This window comes from Nocardioides dilutus (assembly GCF_054779555.1).
The window spans coordinates 1,883,024-1,905,878 of sequence record NZ_BAAGYA010000001.1; the positions used below are offsets into that span (position 1 = coordinate 1,883,024).

The 22,855-nt window shown below is 71.7% G+C and carries 25 protein-coding genes; 15 read left to right on the forward strand and 10 right to left on the reverse strand.

Annotation, left to right across the window (positions count from 1 at the left end):
• Window positions 1–7 precede the first annotated feature (7 nt).
• The 5 genes from ACYVC6_RS09190 to ACYVC6_RS09210 form a co-directional block, all read right to left on the reverse strand.
• On the reverse strand, window positions 8–523 hold the full coding sequence (locus tag ACYVC6_RS09190) for a glycine cleavage system transcriptional repressor (protein WP_460713174.1): 516 nt from the start codon (window positions 521–523) through the stop codon (window positions 8–10).
• Between the two features lie 21 nt (window positions 524–544).
• Entirely contained in the window at window positions 545–1,669 is a 1,125-nt protein-coding gene (locus ACYVC6_RS09195) for an SGNH/GDSL hydrolase family protein (RefSeq protein ID WP_460713176.1), read from the reverse strand.
• 109 nt (window positions 1,670–1,778) lie between these two features.
• A complete protein-coding gene (locus tag ACYVC6_RS09200) occupies window positions 1,779–2,489 on the reverse strand; it encodes a hypothetical protein (protein ID WP_460713178.1) in 711 nt (236 codons plus the stop codon).
• A gap of 91 nt (window positions 2,490–2,580) precedes the next feature.
• A complete protein-coding gene (locus ACYVC6_RS09205; protein WP_460713180.1) occupies window positions 2,581–3,408 on the reverse strand; it encodes an ABC transporter permease in 828 nt (275 codons plus the stop codon).
• The gene (locus ACYVC6_RS09210) at window positions 3,405–4,304 is read right to left on the reverse strand and encodes an ABC transporter ATP-binding protein (protein ID WP_460713182.1); all 900 of its coding nucleotides are present in this window, start codon (window positions 4,302–4,304) and stop codon (window positions 3,405–3,407) included. The genes ACYVC6_RS09205 and ACYVC6_RS09210 overlap by 4 nt, the downstream gene beginning before the upstream one ends.
• A gap of 129 nt (window positions 4,305–4,433) precedes the next feature.
• On the opposite strand from ACYVC6_RS09210, the gene ACYVC6_RS09215 reads away from it, so the two are divergent.
• Window positions 4,434–5,099, forward strand: a complete 666-nt coding sequence (locus ACYVC6_RS09215) for a DsbA family oxidoreductase (RefSeq protein WP_460713184.1) — start codon at window positions 4,434–4,436, stop codon at window positions 5,097–5,099.
• Here ACYVC6_RS09215 and ACYVC6_RS09220 read toward each other — a convergent pair.
• Complete coding sequence (locus ACYVC6_RS09220) at window positions 5,081–5,416, reverse strand: hypothetical protein (protein ID WP_460713185.1); 336 nt, start codon at window positions 5,414–5,416, stop codon at window positions 5,081–5,083. The two genes, ACYVC6_RS09215 and ACYVC6_RS09220, sit on opposite strands and share 19 nt — an antisense overlap.
• A 99-nt stretch (window positions 5,417–5,515) precedes the next feature.
• Between ACYVC6_RS09220 and serA the strand changes: the two genes are divergently transcribed.
• Window positions 5,516–7,102: a phosphoglycerate dehydrogenase gene (serA, locus tag ACYVC6_RS09225; RefSeq protein ID WP_460713187.1), complete on the forward strand. Its 1,587-nt coding sequence runs from the start codon at window positions 5,516–5,518 to the stop codon at window positions 7,100–7,102.
• Window positions 7,103–7,260: 158 nt separating this feature from the next.
• Here serA and yczR read toward each other — a convergent pair whose 3' ends face one another.
• On the reverse strand, window positions 7,261–8,712 hold the full coding sequence (gene yczR, locus ACYVC6_RS09230; RefSeq protein WP_460713189.1) for a MocR-like transcription factor YczR: 1,452 nt from the start codon (window positions 8,710–8,712) through the stop codon (window positions 7,261–7,263).
• A 61-nt stretch (window positions 8,713–8,773) separates the two neighbouring features.
• Between yczR and yczE the strand changes: the two genes are divergently transcribed.
• Window positions 8,774–9,469: a membrane protein YczE gene (yczE, locus tag ACYVC6_RS09235; protein ID WP_460713191.1), complete on the forward strand. Its 696-nt coding sequence runs from the start codon at window positions 8,774–8,776 to the stop codon at window positions 9,467–9,469.
• On the opposite strand, the gene ACYVC6_RS09240 is transcribed toward yczE, so the two are convergent.
• Together ACYVC6_RS09240 and ACYVC6_RS09245 are read right to left on the reverse strand one after the other, a co-directional pair.
• Window positions 9,396–10,382, reverse strand: a complete 987-nt coding sequence (locus ACYVC6_RS09240; RefSeq protein ID WP_460713193.1) for a TerC family protein — start codon at window positions 10,380–10,382, stop codon at window positions 9,396–9,398. The two genes, yczE and ACYVC6_RS09240, sit on opposite strands and share 74 nt — an antisense overlap.
• A gap of 169 nt (window positions 10,383–10,551) precedes the next feature.
• A complete protein-coding gene (locus ACYVC6_RS09245; protein ID WP_460713195.1) occupies window positions 10,552–11,121 on the reverse strand; it encodes an O-methyltransferase in 570 nt (189 codons plus the stop codon).
• 411 nt (window positions 11,122–11,532) lie between these two features.
• Between ACYVC6_RS09245 and ACYVC6_RS09250 the strand changes: the two genes are divergently transcribed.
• From ACYVC6_RS09250 to cimA, 7 genes are all read left to right on the forward strand, one after another.
• Window positions 11,533–11,670, forward strand: coding sequence for a hypothetical protein (locus ACYVC6_RS09250; protein WP_460713197.1), 138 nt, complete (start codon window positions 11,533–11,535; stop codon window positions 11,668–11,670).
• Window positions 11,671–11,681: 11 nt separating this feature from the next.
• Entirely contained in the window at window positions 11,682–12,755 is a 1,074-nt protein-coding gene (locus ACYVC6_RS09255) for a 3-isopropylmalate dehydrogenase (RefSeq protein WP_460713199.1), read from the forward strand.
• A 20-nt stretch (window positions 12,756–12,775) separates the two neighbouring features.
• Window positions 12,776–13,846, forward strand: a complete 1,071-nt coding sequence (locus ACYVC6_RS09260; protein ID WP_460713201.1) for a branched-chain amino acid aminotransferase — start codon at window positions 12,776–12,778, stop codon at window positions 13,844–13,846.
• A gap of 43 nt (window positions 13,847–13,889) precedes the next feature.
• Window positions 13,890–14,111 carry a hypothetical protein gene (locus ACYVC6_RS09265; protein ID WP_460713203.1) on the forward strand — a complete coding sequence of 74 codons (222 nt, stop codon included), beginning with the start codon at window positions 13,890–13,892 and terminating at the stop codon, window positions 14,109–14,111.
• A 120-nt stretch (window positions 14,112–14,231) separates the two neighbouring features.
• Window positions 14,232–15,008 (forward strand): heliorhodopsin HeR, encoded by a 777-nt coding sequence (heR, locus tag ACYVC6_RS09270; protein ID WP_460713205.1) that lies wholly within the window; start codon window positions 14,232–14,234, stop codon window positions 15,006–15,008.
• 36 nt (window positions 15,009–15,044) lie between these two features.
• Window positions 15,045–16,622 (forward strand): serine/threonine-protein kinase, encoded by a 1,578-nt coding sequence (locus tag ACYVC6_RS09275; RefSeq protein ID WP_460713207.1) that lies wholly within the window; start codon window positions 15,045–15,047, stop codon window positions 16,620–16,622.
• Window positions 16,623–16,722: 100 nt separating this feature from the next.
• On the forward strand, window positions 16,723–18,309 hold the full coding sequence (gene cimA, locus ACYVC6_RS09280) for a citramalate synthase (RefSeq protein ID WP_460713343.1): 1,587 nt from the start codon (window positions 16,723–16,725) through the stop codon (window positions 18,307–18,309).
• Window positions 18,310–18,325: 16 nt separating this feature from the next.
• Here the strand turns inward: cimA and ACYVC6_RS09285 are convergent, their stop codons facing one another.
• Entirely contained in the window at window positions 18,326–18,928 is a 603-nt protein-coding gene (locus ACYVC6_RS09285; RefSeq protein WP_460713209.1) for a TetR/AcrR family transcriptional regulator, read from the reverse strand.
• Between the two features lie 73 nt (window positions 18,929–19,001).
• On the opposite strand from ACYVC6_RS09285, the gene ACYVC6_RS09290 reads away from it, so the two are divergent.
• From ACYVC6_RS09290 to ACYVC6_RS09310, 5 genes are all read left to right on the forward strand, one after another.
• On the forward strand, window positions 19,002–19,547 hold the full coding sequence (locus tag ACYVC6_RS09290; RefSeq protein ID WP_460713212.1) for an NADPH-dependent FMN reductase: 546 nt from the start codon (window positions 19,002–19,004) through the stop codon (window positions 19,545–19,547).
• Between the two features lie 118 nt (window positions 19,548–19,665).
• Window positions 19,666–21,087, forward strand: a complete 1,422-nt coding sequence (locus ACYVC6_RS09295) for an amidase (protein ID WP_460713213.1) — start codon at window positions 19,666–19,668, stop codon at window positions 21,085–21,087.
• Window positions 21,057–21,626 carry a GNAT family N-acetyltransferase gene (locus ACYVC6_RS09300; RefSeq protein WP_460713215.1) on the forward strand — a complete coding sequence of 190 codons (570 nt, stop codon included), beginning with the start codon at window positions 21,057–21,059 and terminating at the stop codon, window positions 21,624–21,626. The genes ACYVC6_RS09295 and ACYVC6_RS09300 overlap by 31 nt, the downstream gene beginning before the upstream one ends.
• A gap of 41 nt (window positions 21,627–21,667) precedes the next feature.
• Entirely contained in the window at window positions 21,668–22,453 is a 786-nt protein-coding gene (locus ACYVC6_RS09305) for a MerR family transcriptional regulator (protein WP_460713217.1), read from the forward strand.
• Window positions 22,446–22,838, forward strand: a complete 393-nt coding sequence (locus tag ACYVC6_RS09310) for a VOC family protein (protein ID WP_460713219.1) — start codon at window positions 22,446–22,448, stop codon at window positions 22,836–22,838. The genes ACYVC6_RS09305 and ACYVC6_RS09310 overlap by 8 nt, the downstream gene beginning before the upstream one ends.
• Window positions 22,839–22,855 lie beyond the last annotated feature (17 nt).

The window sequence follows — 22,855 nt, forward strand, 5'->3', positions numbered from 1 at the left end:
CCAGCCCTCACTCGTCCGACAGCCGAATCTCGACCATCAGCTCGTCGGCCAGCCCCTCGAGCAGCGAGCGCAGATCGTCGGTGCTCGCGGTGAGCGGGGCGGTCAGGACGGCGTGGGCCTGGAAGATGGTGCCGCCGGACATCGGGGCGTCGCGCACGTCGGTGCTGAGCTCCTCGATGTTGATGTGGTGGGCGGCCAGGCAGGCGGAGATCTCGGTGACGATCCCGGGGTGGTCGGCGCCGAGCAGGTCGAGCGACAGGCGCAGCGTCTCCCCGGCCGCGGGCTCGTCGGCACGCTCGACGAGCACTTGGAGCCCGAGCTCCGACAGCGCGCGGAGATCGGCGGTGAGCGCGTCGAGGTGAGCCTCGGCCACCGAGACCACCACGATGCCGGCGAACTTGCCTGCCAGCCGCGACATCTGGCTGCGCTCCCAGCTCGCGTCGTGGGCGCTGATCGGCGCCGAGATGGCGGAGACCAGACCGGGACGGTCGTCGCCGAGGACGGTCAGGATGAGGGTCGCCATCCGTGCAGGCTACGAGAAGTCCTAGCAGCGTCCCCACTGCTGGGACACGAACTTCGCCCAGGACTTCTCCTGGTTGGTCTTCACGTGCACGCCGTCCTGGAGCAGACCGGGACGCGAACGCACGAACGCCGGCCAGTCGGCCACGCAGGTTCGGCCGCGGGACTTCGCGATCGCGCGCATCCAGCCGCCGATCTTGGTGGTCCTCGGCGAGGTGTTGCCGGAGGGCAGTGCGGCGTACGGCAGCACGAACATGACCTTGGTGGAGCGCGGCACCCGCTTGACCGTGCGGGCCAGGTCGGACTTCCCATAGCCGGCGGGCGGGGGTACGGCGCCAAGCGCGATGATCAGGCCGGTGGGCTGACCGTGGCCCGACACGTAGTAGTCCAGCCGGCCCTGCAGCTCGCTGATCCGGCGCGCCGGCTCGCCGTCGAGGGTGAACGTCCGCCGCATCCGGCCGAGCTCGTCAGTGCCGCGCCAGGTGAGCGAGTCGCCGATCATGACCACCCCGCCCTTGGTGGGCCGTGGGCCGGTGTCGGTCACGCACTTGCCGTCGACGTAGACCTGCCCGGGTCGGTCCTGGCACTGCACGCTGGAGCGCAGCGACGCCTCCGCGGTGAGGTTGGCGCCCGAGCTCCGGGCGAAGCCCACGAGCTCGTCGACCCGAGCCGGTGTCAGGCACTCGTCGTAGTAGCCGTCGGCCTCGGTGTTGGGGACGTAGACGCTGCGGGCGCCCACGCACTGTGGCGCGTCGTAGACCGCGGTGACCGAGCGGTCCGGGTAGGACGCGCAGAAGTTGACCTGGCTGATCCAGCGGCGACCGAGGTCGGCGCAGCGGCGGAAGTCGATGGTCGAGACGAACCCGTAGTCGCCCTGCCCCCGGAGCTGGCAGGCCTCGGCGCCGTAGACCTTGCGGAAGAGCGTGGCGCCGGCCACGCACCTCGTGCGCGAGCAACCGGCGCCCTTGGAGTAGACCCGGCCGAGCAGGTCGCAGGTCGCGGCGTTGATCGAGCGGTCGTAGGCCGCGGAGCCGCTGGCCGCCGACGCAGTCGACGTCAGCCCCTGGAACGCCGGCACGGTGAGGCACAGCGCGATCAGGACCGCGAGGCCCGCACGGCGTGACGCGACAAGGTGTTGGTCTATCGACATCCGTTCGGGATCCCCGTCAGGTCTCGCGCCTACCCGGAGAGACGCCTAGGACTATGGACGGTGGAACGATATGTCACGCCAGGCGGGATTCGCGGCAGTTCCGCATCTTCTATGTGCGGAGCTTGGCCGAGCGCGACGTGGAGCCGCCCAGGTAGCCATCGGGTTTGGTGACGGCTCGGACCCGGGTGCCGGCAGCAGCGGTCACGACCGCCGTGGCCAGGCCGTGGTCGGTGAGCGTCCTGGACCCGGGGATGACCTTCCACACGCCGTCGACCCGCCGCTGGAACACCACCTCGGCGCTGTTGGTCGGTTTGAAGCCCCGGCGCCGCTCGTCGGTGACCTTGGCGAACAGGCGATAACGGTCGCCGTCCAGGTGCGTGCGGGAGATCGTGGTCCGGGTCGCGGTGCGCCGCACCTCGAAGGTGTCCTCCGCCACCTCGACCGGGAGGTTGACCAGGGGGACGACCTGATAGGTGCCCGTGGTCCGCACCGTGTAGGTGCCGGGAGTGGCGGAGCCGCAGATGAGGAACTCGACCGTCCCGCTGGTGGCGTCGCCGTCGACCGACGAGAGGTCGACGCCCTCGGAGGTCGTGCCCCGAGGGCCGACCATGGTGAGCTTGACCTGCCACAGCAGCGTGTCCGGGCTGACGGCGAGGGCATAGTCGACCGGCTGGTTGCGGCACTTGTTGCGCAGCACGAAGTCCTCGGCCGAGACCGTGCCCGTCAGCGCGGCCTGCGCAGGTGGTGTGCCCAGCACGACGCTCCCGACGGCAACGACGGGAACGACCAGGGCGCGCGCGAGGAACCTCCGAGGGAGCATTGCCCGACCGTAACGTCGTGGGCCGCACGGCACCGTGGCGCACGCCACCCCCGCAGGGGCGACGTGCGCCACAGTCGGCTCGCGTGGAGCGCTACTTCACCTCGGACCGGCGGACCAGGAACAGGCCGACCGCCAGGGGCACCAGCAGCCAGATCGAGCCGGCGACCGCGAGGTGGGCCCAGTCCGTGCTGGTCAGGCCGCCGTCGTCGTACAGCGGTCCCTGGGCGAAGTTGAAGTCCAGCCAGGGCTGGGCGTCCTTCCACCAGTCGTTGAGCTGGGCCAGCAGCATCGTCAGCGGGGGAAGCACGAAGCCGTAGATGAAGTAGCCGACGACGGCGCCCGGGGAGTTGCGGATCAGCACGCCGAGCATGAAGCCGATCATCAGGTTCAGCACGTTGGCGAAGACCAGGGTCACGGCTTGGTTGAAGGAGATGTCCCACACCGGGTCCACGCCCACGATGGCAGCGCCGACGACGTTGCCGACGGCGCCGATCGCCAGGGCCACGCCGATGGCCACGGCGCCCACCGCGATCGCGACGATCGCCTTGGCCGCGAGCACCCGGTTGCGGTGCGGGACCAGGGTGAACGTGGTCAGGCCGCTGCGCTGGCTCCACTCGGAGGTGACCGAGAGGATCGCCATGACCGGCAGGAGGAACACCATCGGGATGCCGATGGCCGCCCCGAAGTTGTCGTAGACGATCTCGTTGTCGGGCGCGAACGCGATGACGGCTCCGGTGGCGATCAGCGCCGACGCGGCGATGCCGACCATGAGCCAGAACCCCGAGCGGGTGTCGAACATCTTGATGAGCTCGACCTGGAGGACCCGCGTGAACGGGATCCGGGCCGGGGTCTCCCGGGCCGGCCGGGCGGCCGGCGCCACCTCCTGGGTGGCGTCCGGGCTGACGGTGAGGGTGGTCATGCTGCGACTCCTTCGCGGGCTGTGTCTGCAGTGAGGTCGAGGAACATCTCCTCGAGGCCGGCGCCGTCGGCGGCGCGCAGCTCGAGGAGGGCGATGCCGGCGGCCAGGGCGACCTGGCCGACGAGCTCGGGCTCGGCGTCGGCGCGCAGGACGTCCGGTCCGGAGCGGGTGGTGGTGATGCCGGAGGCGGTGAGCGCCTGGCTGAGCTCGGTGGTCGCGCTCGAGCGGACCAGCGTGCCGGCGGCGGCCAGCAGCTCGGCCTTGGTGCCGTGGGCCACGATCCGGCCCTGGCCGATCACGACCAGGTCGTCGGCGATGACCTCGATCTCGTGGAGGAGGTGCGAGGAGAGCAGCACCGTGCCGCCCTGGTCGGCGAAACCCCGGAGGAGGTCGCGCATCCACCGGATGCCTGCCGGGTCCAGGCCGTTGGCGGGCTCGTCGAGGATCAGGACCTCGGGGTCGCCGATCAACGCGGTGGCGATGCCGAGCCGCTGGCGCATGCCGAGCGAGTAGTTCTTGACCCGGCGGCCGGCCTCGGTCGGGGTGAGGCCGACCAGGTCGATCATCTCCTCGGCGCGCGAGCCGGGCAGGCCCATGGTGCGGGCCGCGACCCGCAGGGTCTCGCGGCCGGTGCGGCCGGCGTGCTGGGCGGAGGCGTCGAGGAGGACGCCGACCTCACGACCGGGGTTGGGCAGCTCGGCGTAGTGGCGACCGAGCACGGTGGCCGACCCCGAGCTGGCGGGCGTGAGGCCGACCATCACCCGCATGGTGGTGGACTTACCGGCGCCGTTAGGCCCCAGGAAGCCGGTGACCCGGCCCGGCTCGGCGGTGAAGGTGACGTCGTCGACGGCGTGCAGGCTGCCGTACGTCCTGGACAGGTGGCTGACTTCGATCATGGCTCCAGCCTCGGGCCATCGCGGCCCGGCCACATCGGGGACGGCTCCCGAGCGACCCCCGGCCGGACCCTGAGGAGACCTCGGGGTCGACCCCGGGAACATCGGCCGTGGGTCGCCTGTTGGGCGGTCGTGCGCATCGACATCTGGTCCGACGTGGTCTGCCCGTGGTGCTACATCGGCAAGCGACACCTGGAGGAGGCGCTCGCGGGCTTCGCGCACCGCGACGAGGTCGAGATCGTCTACCGCTCCTTCGAGCTGGACCCGACTGCTCCGCAGGTGCCCGTCGAGACCACCGTCGAGTCGCTGGCCAAGAAGTTCGGCACCGACGTCGAGGGCGCCCGCGCGCTGATGGCCCGCGCGGACGGCGCGGCCGCGGCGGCCGGCCTGACGTTCCGGCACGCCGACACACCCCACGCCCGGACCGTCGACGCGCACCGGCTGCTGCACCTCGCCAAGGCCGCCGGGCTCCAGGCGGAGCTCAAGGAAGGGCTGCTCTCGGCGTACTTCGGCGGCGGTGAGTCGATGGGCGACCACGCCGTGCTCCGCCGGGTCGCCGTCGAGACGGGCCTCGACCCGGTCCGAGTCGACCAGGTCCTGTCATCCGACGAGTACGCCGAGGCGGTCGCGGCCGACATCGCCCAGGCCCGCGCCTATGGGGCCGGGGGAGTGCCGTTCTACGTCGTCGACCGGAAGTACGGCCTCGCCGGAGCCCAGCCCACGGAGGTGTTCGCGCAGGTGCTCGAGCGTGCCTGGGCCGACGCGCATGCCGTGCACGGTCAGTCGTTGCCCGCCTGAGGCCCGTCGATCTCCAGCACCACGACGGCGTTGTCCGCGCGACGTGCGCCGCGCGCCCACCAGGGCTCGGCCGCCCGGGTCCGGCCGCGCACCTCGTCGTACGCCGCGCCGGAGCGCAGCACGTTCGCCAAGCCGGTGTGTGTCGGCTCGACGGCGCCCTCGGCGTAGAGCAGCAGGGGGGCGCCCTCGACTTGGCGCACCTCGGCGAACCGCGCCGAGAAGCCGGGCCGTCCGTCGTGCAGCGTGACCACCAGCGCCTCGAGGAGTGGCGAGGCCCTGGGCGCGGTGCGCACCACCATGACGCACGGATCGGTCACCCCCGTGAGTATGGCCCCGGTCGGGTACTGTGGCCGACTGGCACAGCGTCGTGCAGCCACCCTGTTCCACCACCTGCCACCCATGTGGGAGACACCGCTGTGAGCAAGCCGATCGTCCTGATCGCGGAGTCGCTGAGCCCGGCCACCATCGAGGCTCTGGGACCGGACTTCGACGTGCGCCACTGCGACGGCGCCGACCGCGCGGAGCTCCTGTCCGCGATCGTCGACGCCGATGCGCTCCTCGTCCGCTCCGCGACCAAGGTGGACGCCGAGGCGCTGGCGGCGGCCAAGCGACTCAAGGTCATCGCCCGGGCCGGGGTGGGGCTCGACAACGTCGACGTCCGCACCGCCACCCAGTCCGGCGTCATGGTCGTCAACGCACCGACGTCCAACATCGTCTCGGCCGCCGAGCTCGCCGTCGCCCTGATGCTCGCGGCCGCCCGGCACATCTCGCCCGCCCACGCGGCACTGCGCAACGGCGAGTGGAAGCGCTCGAAGTACACCGGCATCGAGCTCTACGAGAAGACCGTCGGCATCGTCGGCCTGGGCCGGATCGGGGTGCTGGTGGCGCAGCGGCTCAGCTCGTTCGGGATGTCGGTCATCGCCTACGACCCCTACGTCCAGGCGGGCCGCGCGGCCCAGATGGGGGTCCGGCTCGTCGACCTCGACACCCTGCTTGCCGAGTCCGACTTCATGTCGGTGCACCTGCCCAAGACCCCTGAGACCCTCGGTCTGATCGGCGACGAGCAGCTGCACCGGGTGAAGCCGTCGCTGGTCCTCGTCAACGCCGCCCGAGGCGGCATCGTCGACGAGGCCGCGCTCTACGCGGCCCTCAAGGAGGGCCGGGTCGCCGCCGCGGGTCTCGACGTCTTCGCGACCGAGCCGTGCACCGACAGTCCGCTGTTCGAGCTCGACAACGTGGTGGCCACCCCGCACCTCGGCGCCTCGACCGACGAGGCTCAGGAGAAGGCCGGCATCTCCGTGGCCCGATCGGTGCGTCTCGCGCTCTCCGGTGAGCTGGTGCCCGACGCGGTCAACGTCCAGGGCGGTGTGATCGCCGAGGACGTCCGCCCGGGCATCCCCCTCACCGAGAAGCTCGGCCGGGTCTTCACCGCGCTCGCCGGCGAGGTCGCCCAGCAGATCGACGTCGAGGTGCGCGGCGAGATCACCGCCTACGACGTCAAGGTGCTCGAGCTGGCCGCGCTCAAGGGTGTCTTCACCGATGTGGTCGAGGACCAGGTCTCCTACGTCAACGCGCCGCTGCTCGCGGCCGAGCGCGGCACCGCCGTCAGGCTGGTCACCGACTCCGAGAGCCCCGACCACCGCAACCTGATCACCATCCGGGGCACCCTGGCCGACGGGTCGCAGGTCTCGGTGAGCGGCACTCTGGTCGGCATCCACCAGCGCGAGCGGCTCGTCGAGGTCAACGGCTTCAACGTCGACCTCGAACCCACCGACCACCTGGCGTTCTTCATGTACGAGGACCGCCCCGGGATGGTCGGCACTGTCGGCCAGCTCCTGGGCGCCGCCGGCGTCAACATCGCCGGAATGCAGGTAGCCCGCGACGAGAAGGGCGGGCACGCCCTGGTCGCACTCTCGGTCGACACCTCGATCTCCGCCGAGACGCTCGAGGAGATCGAGCACGCCATCGACGCAGCCTCGGTCCGCGCAGTCGACATCTCCTAAACCCCCGCGAGCTTCGGCCCGGACCCACGACGGACGCTCGCTCCGCTCGCGAGCTTCGCCGTCCCTCGTGGGCACCGGACCGATCGCGGGGCGCGCTCGCTCCGCTCGCAACGCTCGCTCCGCTCGCAACGCTCGCCCGAAGTCGGCGCGAGGTCGAGCTAAGCGACCATCACCCGGCGGGTCGGCCCCGCCGCCGTACGCCGCCCCTCGACCTCGTCCCACGCGACGCCGATCCGCTCGGCGGCGAGGGCCAGATCCTCGGGCCGCTTGGTCCACGGGATCCGCACGAAGCGGTCGAGCCCGCCTTCGGCGGCGAACACCGGTCCCGGGGCGACGATGACGCCGTGCCGCTCGGCGGCGGCGGCCACGGCAGTGCCGAGCGCCTCCGGGAGCCGGCACCACAGCGCCAGCCCGCCCGTCGGCACCCGGAAGTCCCAGGCCGGGACGTGGGTGCGCAGCGCGGCGACCAGCGCGTCCCGTTGCTCGCGCAGCCGCGAGCGATGGGCGCTCAGCGTGTCGGCCGGATGCTCGAGCAGCCGCAGCAGGACGAGCTGTTCGAGCACCGGTGCGCCGAGGTCCATGCTGACCCGCGCCCGGGTCAGCCGGTCGACGAGGTCGTGCGGTGCCCGCACCCAGCCGAGCCGCAGGCCACCCCAGAAGCTCTTGCTGGCGCTGCCGACGGTGACGGTCCCGGGGGAGTAGGCCGCGAACGGCCGGGGCATCGCCTGGCCCTCGAGGGCGAGGGCCTGGTGGGCCTCGTCGACGACCGCGACCGTCCTGGCTCTCCTCACAAGGGCGGCGTACGACTCCCGCTCCTCGTCGCTCATCAGCAGCCCCGTGGGGTTCTGGAAGTCCGGGATCAGGTAGGTCAGCCGCGGCGACGTCTGCCGGAGCGCCGCGCGCACCGCGTCGAGGTCCCAGCCGTCCGGGTCCACGGGCGAGGCCGCGAGCCGGGCGCCGCTGTTGCGCAGCGCCTCGGTGGCGTTGGGGTAGACGGGCGACTCGACGAGCACCCGGTCGCCGGGGCCGGCAAGCGCCTTGGCCACGATCGCCGCCGCGGCGAGGGCGCCGGAGGTCACCATGACCTGACCGGGGTCGGTGGGCAGCCCGCGCTCGTCGTAGGTGCGGGCGATCGCGGCCTGCAGCTCGGGCAGTCCGGCCGGGAAGTAGCCGTGCCCACCGAGGTAGGCCGGCAGCAGGGCGGCCGCCTCGGCGTACGCCGCCGCGAGCTGGGGCGGGGCGGACGGCGCGGCGCAGTTGAGGTCGATGGCGTCGTGGTCGCCGGGCCGGGGGAGCAGCGCCCGGTCGTGGGCGCGGGCCCGGCCGCCCGGGACTCGGGTGAAGGTGCCGGACCCCTGGCGCGCCTCGGCGTAGCCGGCGTCGCGGAGCGCGGCGTAGGCCCGGGTGACGGTGGTCCGGGAGACCCCGAGCTCCTCGGTGAGCTCTCGCTCGCTGGGGAGGCGGGTGCCCTGGCCGATCCGGCCGTCGCCGATGAGGAGCACGAGGGCCTCGGCGAGTCCCGCATAGGCAGGCGAGCGGTCGAAGTCACCGACGAGGGCGGCGGTGCGAGCGGCGCTGATCGCGGCGGTTGCCGAGGCGGAACGTTCCATGCAGGCCACTGTCCCACGATTGGCTATTTCTGAGAAGGCCACTTGGCGAGACCATGGTGGGGTGACCACGACCGCCGCGCCGCGCCCGGCCCTGCCCATCCCGGTCCTGTCCGACCTCGGCCCGATCGCGCAGCTCCGCGCCGGCCGCCTCGGCCGCCGGCTGCCCCAGCTGTTCGTCGGGCTGGTGCTCTACGGCGTCTCCCTGGCGATGATGGTCCGCGGCGACCTGGGGCTGGCGCCCTGGGACGTCCTGCACTCCGGCCTCATTCGGCACGTTCCCATCACCCTGGGCCAGGCGGTCGTCCTGATGAGCTTCGTGGTCCTCGTCCTCTGGGTCCCGCTGCGCGAGACCCCGGGCATCGGCACCATCTCCAACGCCTTCGTGATCGGCTTCTCCGCCGACGCCACGCTCTGGCTGCTCGACCGCCCCGACGCCCTTGCGGCCCGGGTCGCGCTCACCGTCGGTGGGGTGGTGCTGTGCGGGCTCGCGACCGCGATGTACATCGGTGCCCAGCTGGGCCGTGGCCCGCGCGACGGCCTGATGACCGGGCTGGCGCGGCGTACCGGCCTCTCGATCCGCCTGGTCCGGACCGGCCTCGAGGTCGCGGTCGTGCTCATCGGCCTGGCGCTGGGTGGCGTGCTCGGTCTCGGCACGGTGCTCTACGCGCTCGCCATCGGGCCGCTCACCCAGCGGATGCTGCCGGCCTGGATCGTGCCGCTCGCCGCCCCGGGCCCCGCAGGCTCAGCGTCACGGTGAGCGCCAGGGCGACCACGATGACGCCCAGCGACCACAGGGTCGGCACCTCGGGGACCGCGACCCAGATGCCGTGCGCCCAGTGGAGGACGAGCTTGACTCCGATGAAGGCCAGGATCGCCGCCAACCCGTAGCCCAGGTAGACCAACGACGCGAGTGCCCCTTCGAGGACGAAGTAGAGGGCGCGCAGCCCCAGCAGTGCGAACGCGTTGGTGACGAAGACGAGGAACGGGTCCTCGGTGATGCCGTAGACGGCCGGCACGGAGTCGCCGGCGAAGACGACGTCGGTGGCCAGGACGGCCACGACGACCAGGGCGAACGGGGTCAGCGCCCGGCGGCCGTGCTCCCGCACCAGGAGACGCGGGCCTCGGTAGTCGTCCGTGACCGGCATCAGGCGGCGCATCAGGCGCACCGAGCGCATCGACTCGATGTCGACCTCGTGGTCGTGACCGCGCACGGCGTCGCGGAGGATCTTCACCGCGGTGAGGACCAGCACCGCCCCGAACACCAGGAAGACCCAGTCGAACCTGGCCAGGGCGGCCGCGCCGAGTGCGATGAAGATCCCGCGCAGGATCAAGGCGCCGACTATCCCGTAGAGCAGGACCCGCTGCTGCAGCGCCCGTGGGACCGCGAACGCCGTCAGCAGCAGCATGAAGACGAACAGGTTGTCGACGCTCAGGGACTTCTCGACCAGGTAGCCGGTCAGGTATTCCACGCCTCGGTCGGCGCCGAACCGCTGCCAGACGTAGACCCCGAACAGCAGGGGGAGGGCAACGTAGAACGACGACCACGCCACGGCCTCCCGCATCGAGACCTCGTGGGGCCTGCGGGTGAGGGCGAAGTCGAGAGCGAGCAGGAGGAGGACGGCAGCGATGCAGGCCGCCCACAGGCCGGGACCGGCCACGGAGCTGGACATGAGACACCTCGGTCGTTGGATCGGCCGAGGTCTCCTTCACCGACCTGACGACGGTCGGCTCCCGTCCGGGGCGCCGGGTAGCGCCGTAGTGACCGGTGCGGGACGAGGAAGTACTCCCCTCAGCCCGAAGTGTAGCGACCCAGTGGTCTTAGGGGCCGTTCGGCCCTGGTCAGCGGCGGGTGGCGATCAGGGTGGAGGCGTCGGAGGCGACCATGACCTCGACGGTGGTGAACCGCTCGTCGGTCAGCCACTCCTCACGGAGGGTGTCGACCCGGCCGTTGGTGATGGGCGGCCAGACCTCGCAGGGGGTGAAGTCGTCCAGCACGACGATCCCGCCGCCCTCGACGAGGTCGGCCACCGCGTCCACACCGACCTCGGTGGGCTGGCCGGAATCGAGGAACAGCAGCGAGAAGGGGCCCTTGTCGAGCAGCGTCGACCAGTCGGCGGCCAGGACCTCGACCAAGGGGTCGTCGGCGAAGATCTCCGTGGCCGCCTGGGCCAGCCGGGCGTCGAGCTCGGCGGTGATGATCCGGGCCTTCTCGCCCCGGACGCCGGAGCGCAGCCACGCCGTACCGACCCCGCAGCCGGTGCCGAACTCTGCCATCGTGCCGTCCCGGGTCGCGGCCAGCATGGCGAGCAGCCGCCCGGTCTCGTTGCGGCAGAACGAGACATAGCCGGCTCGGCGCGAGACGTCGAACGCACGGTTGACGATCTCGGGTAGCTCGGGTGGGTGACTCACTGACTGAGTCTCTGCCCAGGTCTCGCATTTCGGGTCCGCCGTCTCGGATGCCGAAACACTCGCCGTAACCGGAGGCGCCCGGACCCGACCCGGGGGTACCCTCCTCGCACCATGCGGAGCGTGTTCGTACTCATCGAGCGCCGCGGCGAGGCCTGACGAGAGGCCACCTCGCCGCGGTGGTCGGCGTTGCGTGGCTTCTCACTCCAGCTCTATCGAGCTAACAGGTCGAGACGCCCCCGCGACGCGGACCCCCTCGCTCAGTGTCAGATCCTTGGCAAGCGTGATCCGCCAGCAGCCAGGCTCCACCCTCGTGCGATCCACGAGTCGGAACGTCCCCGTCGCGGGGCGTCCTTGGCCACACCGACTCATCTCAGCGATCCACTGACTGATCCATCCACGAGGAGCACGACCATGTACGACATGTATCCCGACTGGGGCCCGGCAAGCCATCACCCCGACAACCCGCGCAGCCACGAGAACACGGTGGCAGCGCTGCAGGAGTCGCTCGACCTGCGGGACAACGGCGGCCAGCGGCCCGATGACAACTAGCCTCGGCCCACGTGACCACTGAGGCGACGACCATCAAGCTCGCAGTCATCCCCGGCGACGGCATCGGCCCGGAGGTGACCGCCGAGGCGCTCAAGGTCCTCGAGCTGGCCGTCCCCGCCGACGTCAAGGTCGAGCAGACCCGCTACGACCTCGGCGCCGAGCGCTACCTCGCCACCGGCGAGGTGCTGCCCGACTCGGTGCTGGCCGAGGTGCGCGAGCACGACGCGATCCTGCTGGGCGCGGTGGGCGGCAAGCCCAACGACCCCAACCTCCCGCCCGGGATCCTCGAGCGCGGCCTGCTGCTGCGGCTGCGGTTCGAGCTCGACCACTACGTCAACCTCCGGCCGTCCCGGATCTTCCCGGGCGCCACCTCCCCGCTTGCCGACCATGTCCTCAACGGCGCCGAGGTCGACTTCGTGGTGGTGCGCGAGGGCACCGAGGGCCCCTACACGGGCAACGGTGGGGCGCTGCGCGTCGGCACTCCGCACGAGGTCGCGACCGAGGTCTCGGTCAACACGGCCTACGGCGTGGAGCGCGTCGTCCGCGACGCGTTCGCCCGGGCCCAGAGGCGGGCCCGCAAGAAGCTCACCCTGGTCCACAAGACCAACGTGCTCGTCCACGCCGGCTCGGTGTGGTGGCGGCTCTTCCAGGAGGTCGCCGCGGAGCATCCCGACGTCGCCACCGACTACATGCACATCGACGCCGCGATGATCTACATGACCACCGACCCCGCGCGCTTCGACGTGATCGTCACCGACAACCTGTTCGGCGACATCATCACCGACCTGGCCGCCGCGATCACCGGCGGCATCGGCCTGGCCGCCTCCGGCAACGTCAACCCGGACCGGACCGCACCCAGCATGTTCGAGCCCGTGCACGGCTCGGCCCCCGACATCGCCGGCCAGCAGAAGGCCGACCCCACCGCCGCGATCCTGTCCGGAGCGCTGCTCCTCGACCACCTCGGCTACGCCGAGGCGGCCGCCGCCGTGGAGGCAGCGGTCATCGCCGACCTCGCCGAACGCGCACCGGGTGCTACCCGGCGTACGTCCGAGGTCGGCGACGCGGTCGCTGCACGCCTGGCCTGACGAGAGATACCTTGATGTCCATGCAGATCAGCAAGACGCTCTCCGAGCGCCAGGTCGACGACGCGAAGCTCGCCGAGATCCTGGCCAACCCCGGCTTCGGGACACACTTCACCGACCACATGTTCACGGTGGAGTGGACGCCCGACACGGGTTGGCACGCCGCCCGGATCGAGCCCTACGGCCCCCTCACTCTCGACCCCGCCACCGCGGTCCTGCACTACGCGCAGGAGATCTTCGAGGGGATGAAGGCCTACCGGCACGAGGACGGCTCCGTCTGGTCGTTCCGCCCCGAGGAGAACGCCGCGCGGATGGTGCGCTCCAGCCAGCGGCTGGCGCTGCCGGTGCTCGAGGTCGAGGACTTCGTCGAGGCCGTCAACGCGCTCGTCACCGTCGACCAGCGCTGGGTGCCCGACCAGGAGGGGGAGAAGAGCCTCTACGTCCGACCCTTCATGTTCGCCTCCGAGGCCTTCCTCGGCGTCCGTCCGGCGCAGCACGTGACCTTCATGGTCATCGCGAGCCCGGCCGGCTCCTACTTCAAGGGCGGCATCAAGCCGATCAACCTGTGGCTCGCCGAGCACTACACCCGGGCCGGCCGCGGTGGCATGGGTGCGGCCAAGACCGGCGGCAACTACGCCAGCTCGCTGCTGCCGCAGCGGGAGGCGATCGAGCAGGGCTGCGACCAGGTCGTCTTCCTCGAGGAGACCGCGACCTACGTCGAGGAGCTCGGCGGCATGAACATGTACTTCGTCTTCAAGGACGGGCGGATCGTCACCCCGGCCCTGGGCACCATCCTCGAGGGCATCACCCGCGGTTCGATCATCGAGCTCGCCGGCAAGATGGGCCACCAGGTCGAGGAGCGGCGCTTCTCCATCGACGAGTGGCGCGAGGGCGTGGCCAGCGGCGACATCGTCGAGATCTTCGCGTGCGGCACAGCGGCCGTGGTGACCCCGGTCGGCGAGCTTCGGTGGCCGGGCGGCACGGCACCCGCGCCGGCGTCGACCGACCTGACCTTCCGGATCCGCCAGGCGCTGGTCGACATCCAGTTCGGCCGGGCCGACGACACGTTCGGGTGGATGCACCGGATCGTGTAGCGCGGCGCTGTAACGCTGTGCGGCGTCGTGGCCAAGGAGTGGTGTGACCCTCTACGACCCGCTGGTCCGGATCGCCGGCGAACCGGACGCACTCGAGGCGTTCTACCGCGACCACATCGAGGCGGTGCAGCGCTTCGTGGCCCGGCGGGTCTCCGACCCCCACGTGGCCGCTGATCTGACCGCCGACGGTGGACTGTCCGTGTTCTACAGCGGCGACGGCGTCGGCTCGTTCTGCGGGGTCTCGCAGAGCAACTCGCGTCGCTGAGCCTCGTCGGACCCCCTCCCGTCACGCCTACCCCAGTGCTGTGACCCCGCCCTTGGCAGGGTCGCGGCGCTGGGGCATGCTGGACGAACAACGACTCGGTTCTGGGGGGAAGCGAGGCCGATGCGTCATGTGCTCACGCTCGTTCGGCCGACGCCGCCGGCTCTGAGCACCGCGCCCCGACACGCCGCCAGCAGGTTCCGGTCGGCGCACGCCGGACTGGCGGTGGTCCACCTCGTCCAGGCCGTGCTCGTCCTGGTGATCGCGGGCGACACCCGCATCGCGATCCACGACCAGACGGGAGCGAGCGCGGGGTCGTCCCTGCTCGACGTCTCGGTCGGCGTGCTCATGGCGGCCTACTTCGTCGCCGCCGCGCTCAACCACGGGCTCAGTGCGACCCTGCTGCGTCGGTTCTACGAGGCCGAGCTCGCCCACGGACGCAACCGGATCAGGTGGGCGGAGTTCGCGGTGAGCGCCCCGATCCTGATGCTGCTCATCGCGCTCTACACCGGCGTGACCGACCTCGCTCCCTTGGTGGTGATCGGCGCGGCGACGATCGTGATGATCGTCTGCGGCTGGATGCAGGAGTCGCTCAACCCGCCGGACCGCCGGACGACCACGATGGTCCCGTTCTGGTCCGGGGTCCTGGCCGCGCTCGTGCCGTGGTCGATCGTCGCCGCGCACCTGATGGATGCTCCCAATGACCAGGACTTCGTCGTCTCGATCTTCTTGTCGCTGTTCATCCTCTGGGCATGCTTCGGGGTCAACCAGTGGCTTCAGTACTACCGGTTCGGGCCCTGGTCGGACTACTACTACGGGGAGCAGACCTACCTCGTGCTCAGTCTGGTGGCCAAGTCCGCCCTGGCGTGGCAGATCGTCGCCGGCTCCTCGCTGAGGTGACGGGAACCCGGGCCCCGTCGATCTAGTCTGATCGGCGTGACCAGCCCGACCCCGTCGCTGACCGTTGGCGACTACGCGCTGCTCGCCAAGATCGGCGAGGGCGGCATGGGCGTCGTCCACCTCGCCCGGCGTGGCGACGACGGCGAGCGGGTCGCCCTGAAGGTGCTGCGACCCCACATCGTCGGCGACGACGAGGCGCGGGCGCGGCTGGCCCGCGAGGTGTCGTCGCTGAGCCGGATCCGGAGCCGGTGGGTCGCCGAGATCGTCGACGCCGACCCGTGGGGGCCGGTGCCCTACGTCGCGACCCGCTACGTCCCAGGCCTCTCCCTTCATGACCACGTGCACGAGGAGGGGCCGATCGAGGGGCCGGACCTCACCTGGTTCGCGGCCTGCCTCGCCGAAGGGGTCGCCTCGGTGCACGCGGTCGGCGTGCTGCACCGCGACGTCAAGCCGAGCAACGTGCTGATGGAGGGCCGGACCCCGATCCTCATCGACTTCGGCCTGGCGCGGGTCGCCGACGACCCCAAGCTCACGCACACCGGCTGGCTGCTGGGCACCCCCGGCTACCTGGCCCCCGAGATCCTCTACGGCGACGACGCCACCACGGCCTCGGACGTCCACTCGTGGGCGGCCACCGTCGCCTACGCCGCCACCGGCCGGCCACCGTTCGGTCGTGGGCCGTCGATGGCGATCATGGACCGGGTCCGGCGCGGCGAGCACGACCTGTCAGGGATCCCCGAGCCGCTGCGCGCCCTGCTCGCCGAGGCGCTCCACCCGGAGCCGCACCACCGCCCCACGCTCACCGAGATCCGAGAGGCACTCGCGCCGCGCGCGGGTCTCGTGGAGGCCCCTGTCGCGCCGGCGGAGCCCGAGCCGATGACCATGCCGCTCGCGGTTGCGGGGGCGCTCGCGCTCGACGAGCTCACCGACGTGATCGCGGACCCCGACGGGACAGGCCACACCCGCCACCTGACCGAGAACCAGACCGTCGTCGACCGCGAGTGGGACGACGCCTGGTCCGCGACCGAGGTCACGACCGGCCCGCCGTGGCAGGAGCGCCTGCGCCGCGGGACCCTCCTGACGGCCGTGGCCCTCGTCTGTGGCGGGGCCGTCGCGGCCTACCCCTGGTTCGGGTCGCTGGGACTCGTGCTCCTCACCTGGGTGCTGCGCAGCGGCTCCCTCGCCGCCAGTGCTGCCGGCGCCCGGCGGCGGATCCGCGGCCGCAAGTGGTACGACGGGGCGCAGTTCCTGCTCAGGACCCCCTGGGACCTGGTGCGCTCGATCCCCACCACCACCATGCTCGTCGTGTGGAGCGCCGGCCTGGCGGTCGCGGCCGCGCTGCTCTGCTACGCGTTCGTGGCGGGGGAGCGGCTCACCCTGGCTGTGTGCGGCACGACGTTCGCGGTCGCGGTGTGGACCGGGCCCGGGGGGTCGCGGGTGCGGATGCCGCTGGCGCGGGTGGTCAACCCGCTGTCCAAGGCCTGGCGCTCGTGGGCGGTCGCGTTCGTCGTGGTGGTCGTGGCCGCGCTGGCTGTCGGCCTGCTCGCCGAGCAGCGGGGCACCCAGTGGACACCCGGGCAGGATCGTCCGCTGTCTAGTAGCCTGAGACCGTGATGCAGCAGCAGATCATCATCGTCTAGCGCGTCGAGACACTCGACGCGCCACCTCTCGTACTCCGAGGGGTTTTTTTATGCCTCGACCCGAAAGAACCCAGATGGACCTCCATGGCTCGTTCCACGTCTACGACACCACGCTGCGCGACGGCGCCCAGCAGGAGGGGCTCAACCTCTCGGTCGCCGACAAGCTGACCATCGCCCGGCAGCTCGACGGGCTGGGGGTCGGCTACATCGAGGGTGGCTGGCCCGGGGCAAACCCCAAGGACACCGAGTTCTTCCGCCGCGCCGCGACCGAGCTCGACCTGAAGCACGCCAAGCTCGCGGCGTTCGGGGCCACCCGTCGGGCCGGCCTGGCCGCCGCCGACGACCCGCAGGTCGCCGCGCTGCGCGACAGCGGCGCCTCGGTCGTGACGCTGGTCGCGAAGTCCCACGACCGGCACGTCGAGCTCGCGCTGCGCACCACGCTGGCGGAGAACCTCGAGATGGTCCGCGACTCCGTCAGCCACCTGAGGGCCGAGGGACAGCAAGTGTTCCTCGACGCCGAGCACTTCTTCGACGGCTACCGCGCCAACCGCGACTATGCGCTCGAGGTGCTGCGCACGGCCTACGAGGCCGGAGCGGACGTCATCGCCCTGTGTGACACCAACGGCGGGATGCTTCCGGACTGGGTCGCAGACGTCGTCCACGACGTCATCGGCACCACCGGGGTGCGGGTCGGCATCCATGCCCACAACGACAGCGGCTGCGCGGTGGCCAACTCGCTCGCCGCCGTCGCCGCCGGCGCCACGCACGTGCAGGGCTGCATCAACGGCTACGGCGAGCGCACCGGCAACGCCGACCTCGTGACGGTCGTGGCCAACCTGGAGCTCAAGCTGGACCGGGCGGTGCTGCCCCCGGGTCTGCTGCAGGAGTCGACCCGGATCGCACACGCGGTCGCGGAGGTCACCAACTTCCCTCCGGCCTCGCGACAGCCCTACGTGGGGGCCTCGGCGTTCGCGCACAAGGCCGGGCTGCACGCGAGCGCGATCAAGGTGGATCCCGACCTCTACCAGCACACCCAGCCCGAACGGGTCGGCAACGACATGCGGCTGCTGGTCTCCGACATGGCCGGCCGGGCTTCGATCGAGCTCAAGGGGCGTGAGCTCGGCTTCGACCTGTCCTCTGACCGTGACCTGGTCACCGCGGTGACCGACCGGGTCAAGGAGCTCGAGGCCCGGGGCTTCACGTTCGAGGCGGCCGACGCGTCGTTCGAGCTGCTGCTGGCCGAGATGGTCGAGGGGGTGCGCCCGGCGTACTTCGAGGTCGAGTCGTGGCGGGTGATCACCGACTCGCGGCCCGGCGAGGAGGCCGCCTCCGAGGCGACGGTGAAGCTGCAGGCGGAGGGCGTGCGCTACGTCGTCACCGGTGAGGGCAACGGCCCGGTCAACGCCCTCGACCAGGCGCTGCGCACGGCCATCGGCCAGGCGTTCCCCGAGGTCGCGAAGTTCGAGCTCATCGACTACAAGGTGCGCATCGTCGACCAGGGCCACGGCACCGACGCCATCACCCGGGTGCTGATCGAGACCAGCGACGGAGAGTCGTCGTGGGTCACCGTCGGGGTAGGGCACAACGTGATCGAGGCGTCGTGGGGCGCCCTCGTCGACGGGCTGACGTTCGGGCTGCGCAGGCATCACATCGATTCCTGAGCATGGCGGTCGAGGTCTACTGGGGCCTGGTGATGCGGTGGGCCAGGTCGACCCAGCCGGCATAGATGCGCTCGATGTCGATGTGCTCGATGCGCACCTGCTGGTCGAGGATCGGGAGCTCCAGCGGAGCCATCAGCGCCACCGCCAGGAGCGCGATGTCGCCGCGGACGCCGAGCTCGCCGAGCAGGTAGCGGACGTGGGTCGCTGCGAAGGAGTACGCCGCGTAGGAGCGGTTCGCTCCGCTGAAGCCGGCGTTGCGGATCAGGTCGGCGTGCTGGAGCACGATGTCGAGGCGGGAACGGCCGAAGGCCAGGAGGCGGTCCATCGGTGGCGCGCCCGGCCCAAGGGGCGGAGGGCCGGACATGACCATGGCCTGCCATTCCGTCTCGGAGGCGTTGAGCAGTGCGCCCATGAGTCCCTCGCGAGACTCGAACCGCCGGAAGACGGTGCCCTTGCCCACCCCGGCCCGGGCCGCCACTGCGTCCATGGTGACCGCGTCGTAGCCGCAGCTGTCGGCGATCTCCTGGGCGGCGCGCAGCAGCGCCTCGCGGTTGCGGGCGGCGTCGCTGCGTTCGCGCGGCGTCTCTCCCAGGAGCGGGAGCAGGGGTCGGTCGGCCATGGCGGGATCAGCGTAGGGCCGGACCCGTCCGGACCCGAGGGAATATAAACGGACCACGGTCCGCTTAGCCACCATGACCACATCCATCCTCGTCCTGGTCGGCTCCCTGCGGGCCGGCTCCGTCAACCGTCGCCTCGCCGAGACGATCCGCGACCACGCGCCCGCGGGCGTCACCGTCGAGCTCGCCGACGGGCTCGACGCCCTGCCCTTCTACAACGAGGACCTTGACGGTCCCGACCTCCCGCCGGCCGCTGCGGCGCTGCGCGAGCGGGTCGCGGGCGCCGACCGGCTCCTCGTCGTGACGCCGGAGTACAACGGCACCATGCCGGCGGTCCTCAACAACGCCATCGACTGGCTGTCCCGCCCCTACGGCGTCGGCGCCATCTCCGGCAAGCCGCTCGGCGTCATCGGCGTCACGCCCACGCCGTACGGCGGCAAGTGGGCCCACGAGGACACGCTGCGCTCGGCCCGGATCGCCGGCGCAGCGGTCGTCGACGACCTCGTCGTCTCCCAGTCGAGCCTCGAGGTCGACGTGTTCGCCGACGCCGAGGTCCGCGCCAAGATCGACGACGCGGTCCGCCGCCTCGTCGACGCCGGCCAGGAGACGGCCGCCGCCTGACCCCCATGGGGCGTCGAGACGCACGGATTGGCTGTCGGGCAGGTTCCAGCGCAGCCAATTCGTGTATCTCGACGAGGCCGGCCGGCTGGGGCGGGCCGCGCGGGCTACCGTCTGGGCCGTGGCCGACCTGCACGACCTGACCGCCCTGGAGCAGGGCGACCTGGTGCGACGCCGCGAGGTGTCGCCTGCCGAGCTGACCGAGCACTACCTCGAGCGCGCCCAGCGTCTCGACTCCGGTCCGGAGACGTTGGGCGCGTTCGTAACGCTGACGCCCGAGCTCGCGCGCGAGCGGGCCCGGGTCCTGGCTCCGGGCGCGGAGGACGGCCCGCTGTTCGGGGTCCCCACCGCGATCAAGGACCTCAACCTCACCGCGGGGGTGCCGACGCGCTTCGGTTCTCCTGCGTTCGCCGACTTCGTCCCCGACGTGAGTGACGCCGTCACGCTCGCCCTGGAGGCCGCGGGCATGGTGAGTATCGGCAAGACCTCGACACCGGAGTTCGGCTCGCCGTGCTACACCGAGCCGGAAGGCTACCCGCCGGCGGTCACGCCGTGGGACCGGACCCGGATGGCCGGCGGCTCCTCCGGCGGCGCGGCCGCGGCCGTGGCGGCAGGCCTGGTGCCGGTGGCGCAGGGCTCGGATGGTGGCGGTTCAATCCGGATCCCGGCGTCCTGCTGCGGGCTGTTCGGTCTCAAGCCCACGCGCGGGCGGATCAGCGGCTATCCGATGTATGGGGACCCGGTGGGGCTGGCGACGGCGGGCCCGATCTCCCGGACCGTGCGCGACGCGGCGGCGATGCTGGACGTGCTCGCCGGTCGTCGGGTTGGCGATCCTGCCTGGGCCCCACCTCCTTCCGGGACGTTCCTGAGTGCGTGTGACCGGGATCCAGGCACGCTACGGATCGCCAGGTTCACCGACCCGGTGATCGCCGATGTCAGTGTGGACGAGGCCTGCCTCGAGGCGGTGGTGGACGCCTCGCGGCTCCTGGAGTCGCTCGGCCACCGGGTCGAGGACGTCGAAGTTCCCCTGCCGCCCGAGGCCGTGCCGATCTTCGAGACGTGCTGGGCCGTCCTGACCGCCCTCTCCGTAGTCCCTGCGGAGCGGGAGCACCTGCTGCGCCCACTCACGACGTGGCTCACCGAACGCGGTCGAGCGGTCGATGCCCCGGAGTTCGGGCTGGCGATCGGCGCGATGCGCCGGTACGCCGCGAGGGCGCTCGAGGCACTCGCGCCGTACGACATCGTCCTGACCCCAACCCTCGCCACACCGCCGCTGCCCGTCGGCGCGATCCGCAATGACGCCGACCCGGCGGCGGACTTCGAGGCGCAGAAGGCCTTCACGCCCTGGACCTCGGCGTGGAACGTCACCGGGATGCCCGCTGCCTCGCTGCCACTGCATTGGACGCAGTCCACCGAGGGCGCGACGTTGCCGGTGGGCGTCATGCTCGCGGCCCGCCCGGCCGAGGAGGAGCTGCTGCTCGCGCTGTGCGCCCGGGTCGAGGAGGCCGCGCCGTGGATCGACCGGAAGCCGCCGGGCTGGTGAGGACGACCCGGACCCACACGGCCGACGCCTCCCCGGCCGACCTCGCGGCGGCCCGGGCACTGATGGACGAGGCCTTCGCCGACCTGCCGGAGGACGAGCGGTTCGGCGAGGAGGACTGGGAGCACGCGCTCGGCGGCCAGCACGTCCTGGTCCACGACGGCGGGCGGCTGGTCGGGCACGGTGCGCTCGTCATGCGGCGGATGCTGCACGGTGGTCGGGCGCTGCGCGCCGGCTACGTCGAGGCGGTGGCCACCGCTGCCTCGCACCGACGACGCGGCGTCGGCTCGGCCGTGATGGCCGGACTCGAGGCGCTCGCCCCGGCCTACGATCTCCTGGCCCTGGGGGCGACCGACGACGGGATGCTGCTCTACGAGTCCCGAGGCTGGCAGCGCTGGCGCGGCTCGCTCCACGCCCTGACCCCGGAGGGCCGGGTGCGCACGGAGGACGACGAGGGTTGGGTGCTCGTGCTGCCCGGCGACACGCCCCTCGATCTCGACGGCGACCTCACCTGCGACTGGCGGGACGGCGATGTCTGGTGAGACTTGCTCCTGACGTGACGTGAGGTCCTAGCGTCGGCGCCATGGACCTCACCATCGGCGACGTGGCCGAGCGCACCGGCCTCACGCAGCGCACGCTGCGCTACTACGAGGAGCTCGGGCTGCTGGACCCGCCGCGCGACGGGTCCGGCCGACGCAGGTACGACGCCGCGGCGATCGACCGGCTCTACCGGATCCGGCTGCTCCGCGACCTCGGGACGCCGCTCGCCCACGTCGACCCGGACGGCGTCGACCTGCTTGCCATCACGCGTCGACACCTGGCCGGCGTCGACGAGCGCCAGGTGTCGCTAGCGCGACAGCGCGAGCGGGTGCGGTCGGTGGAGGCACGGCTGCTGGCCGGTGACCGGCCGCGTGACGAGGAGCTGCTCGACCTGCTGGCCGGGCTGGGCGACGAGCCGGCCGCGGTCCGCCGGCTGACACTCCTGGTCTACCGCGACATCGAGGCCGCGCAACGGCACCTGGTCGACGTGTTCGGGCTGGTGGCCGGCGAGCTGACCCGGGACGGCGACGGTCGTGTGGTCCACGGAGAGGTCTTCGCCGGCGACGGGGTGATCTGGATGCATCAGGAGTCGCCGGAGTTCCGCCTGGCGTCGCCCGCGACGTCCGGCACCGCCTCGCACTGCATGGCGGTCGACGTCGACGACGTCGACGCGCACCACGCCCGCGCGGTCGCGGCGGGTGCGGAGGTCGTCTACGGGCCGACCGAGATGCCCTACGGCGTCCGCGAGTACGCCGCCCGCGACAGCGAGGGCGGCCTGTGGTCCTTCATGCAGCCGCTGGAACCGACCGAGGAGGAGAGCAATGGCTGACCTGACGCCGTTCATCTGCGTGGCCGACGGGCATGCGGCGATCGAGTGGTACCGCGAGGTGCTGGGCGCCGAGGTGACCTACGACCCGATCACCATGCCGGACGGACGACTCGGCCACGTCGAGATGGCCCTCGACGGGGCCGGCTGGATGATGTCCGGGGAGTTCCCGGACTACGACGTGCAGGGGCCGGACCCGACCCGCGGCGCCGCGGTCACGCTGCACCTCGCGGTGGACGACGTGGACGGGCTCGCCCGTCGCATGGCCGACGGCGGAGCGACGCTGGACCGCGCTCCCACCGACGACGAGCAGGCCGGCCGGGTCGCGGTGCTGCGTGACCCGTTCGGTCACCGGTGGTTCCTGAACGGCCCGCTCAGGAGCGGGTGATCTCACCGGCCAGCCGT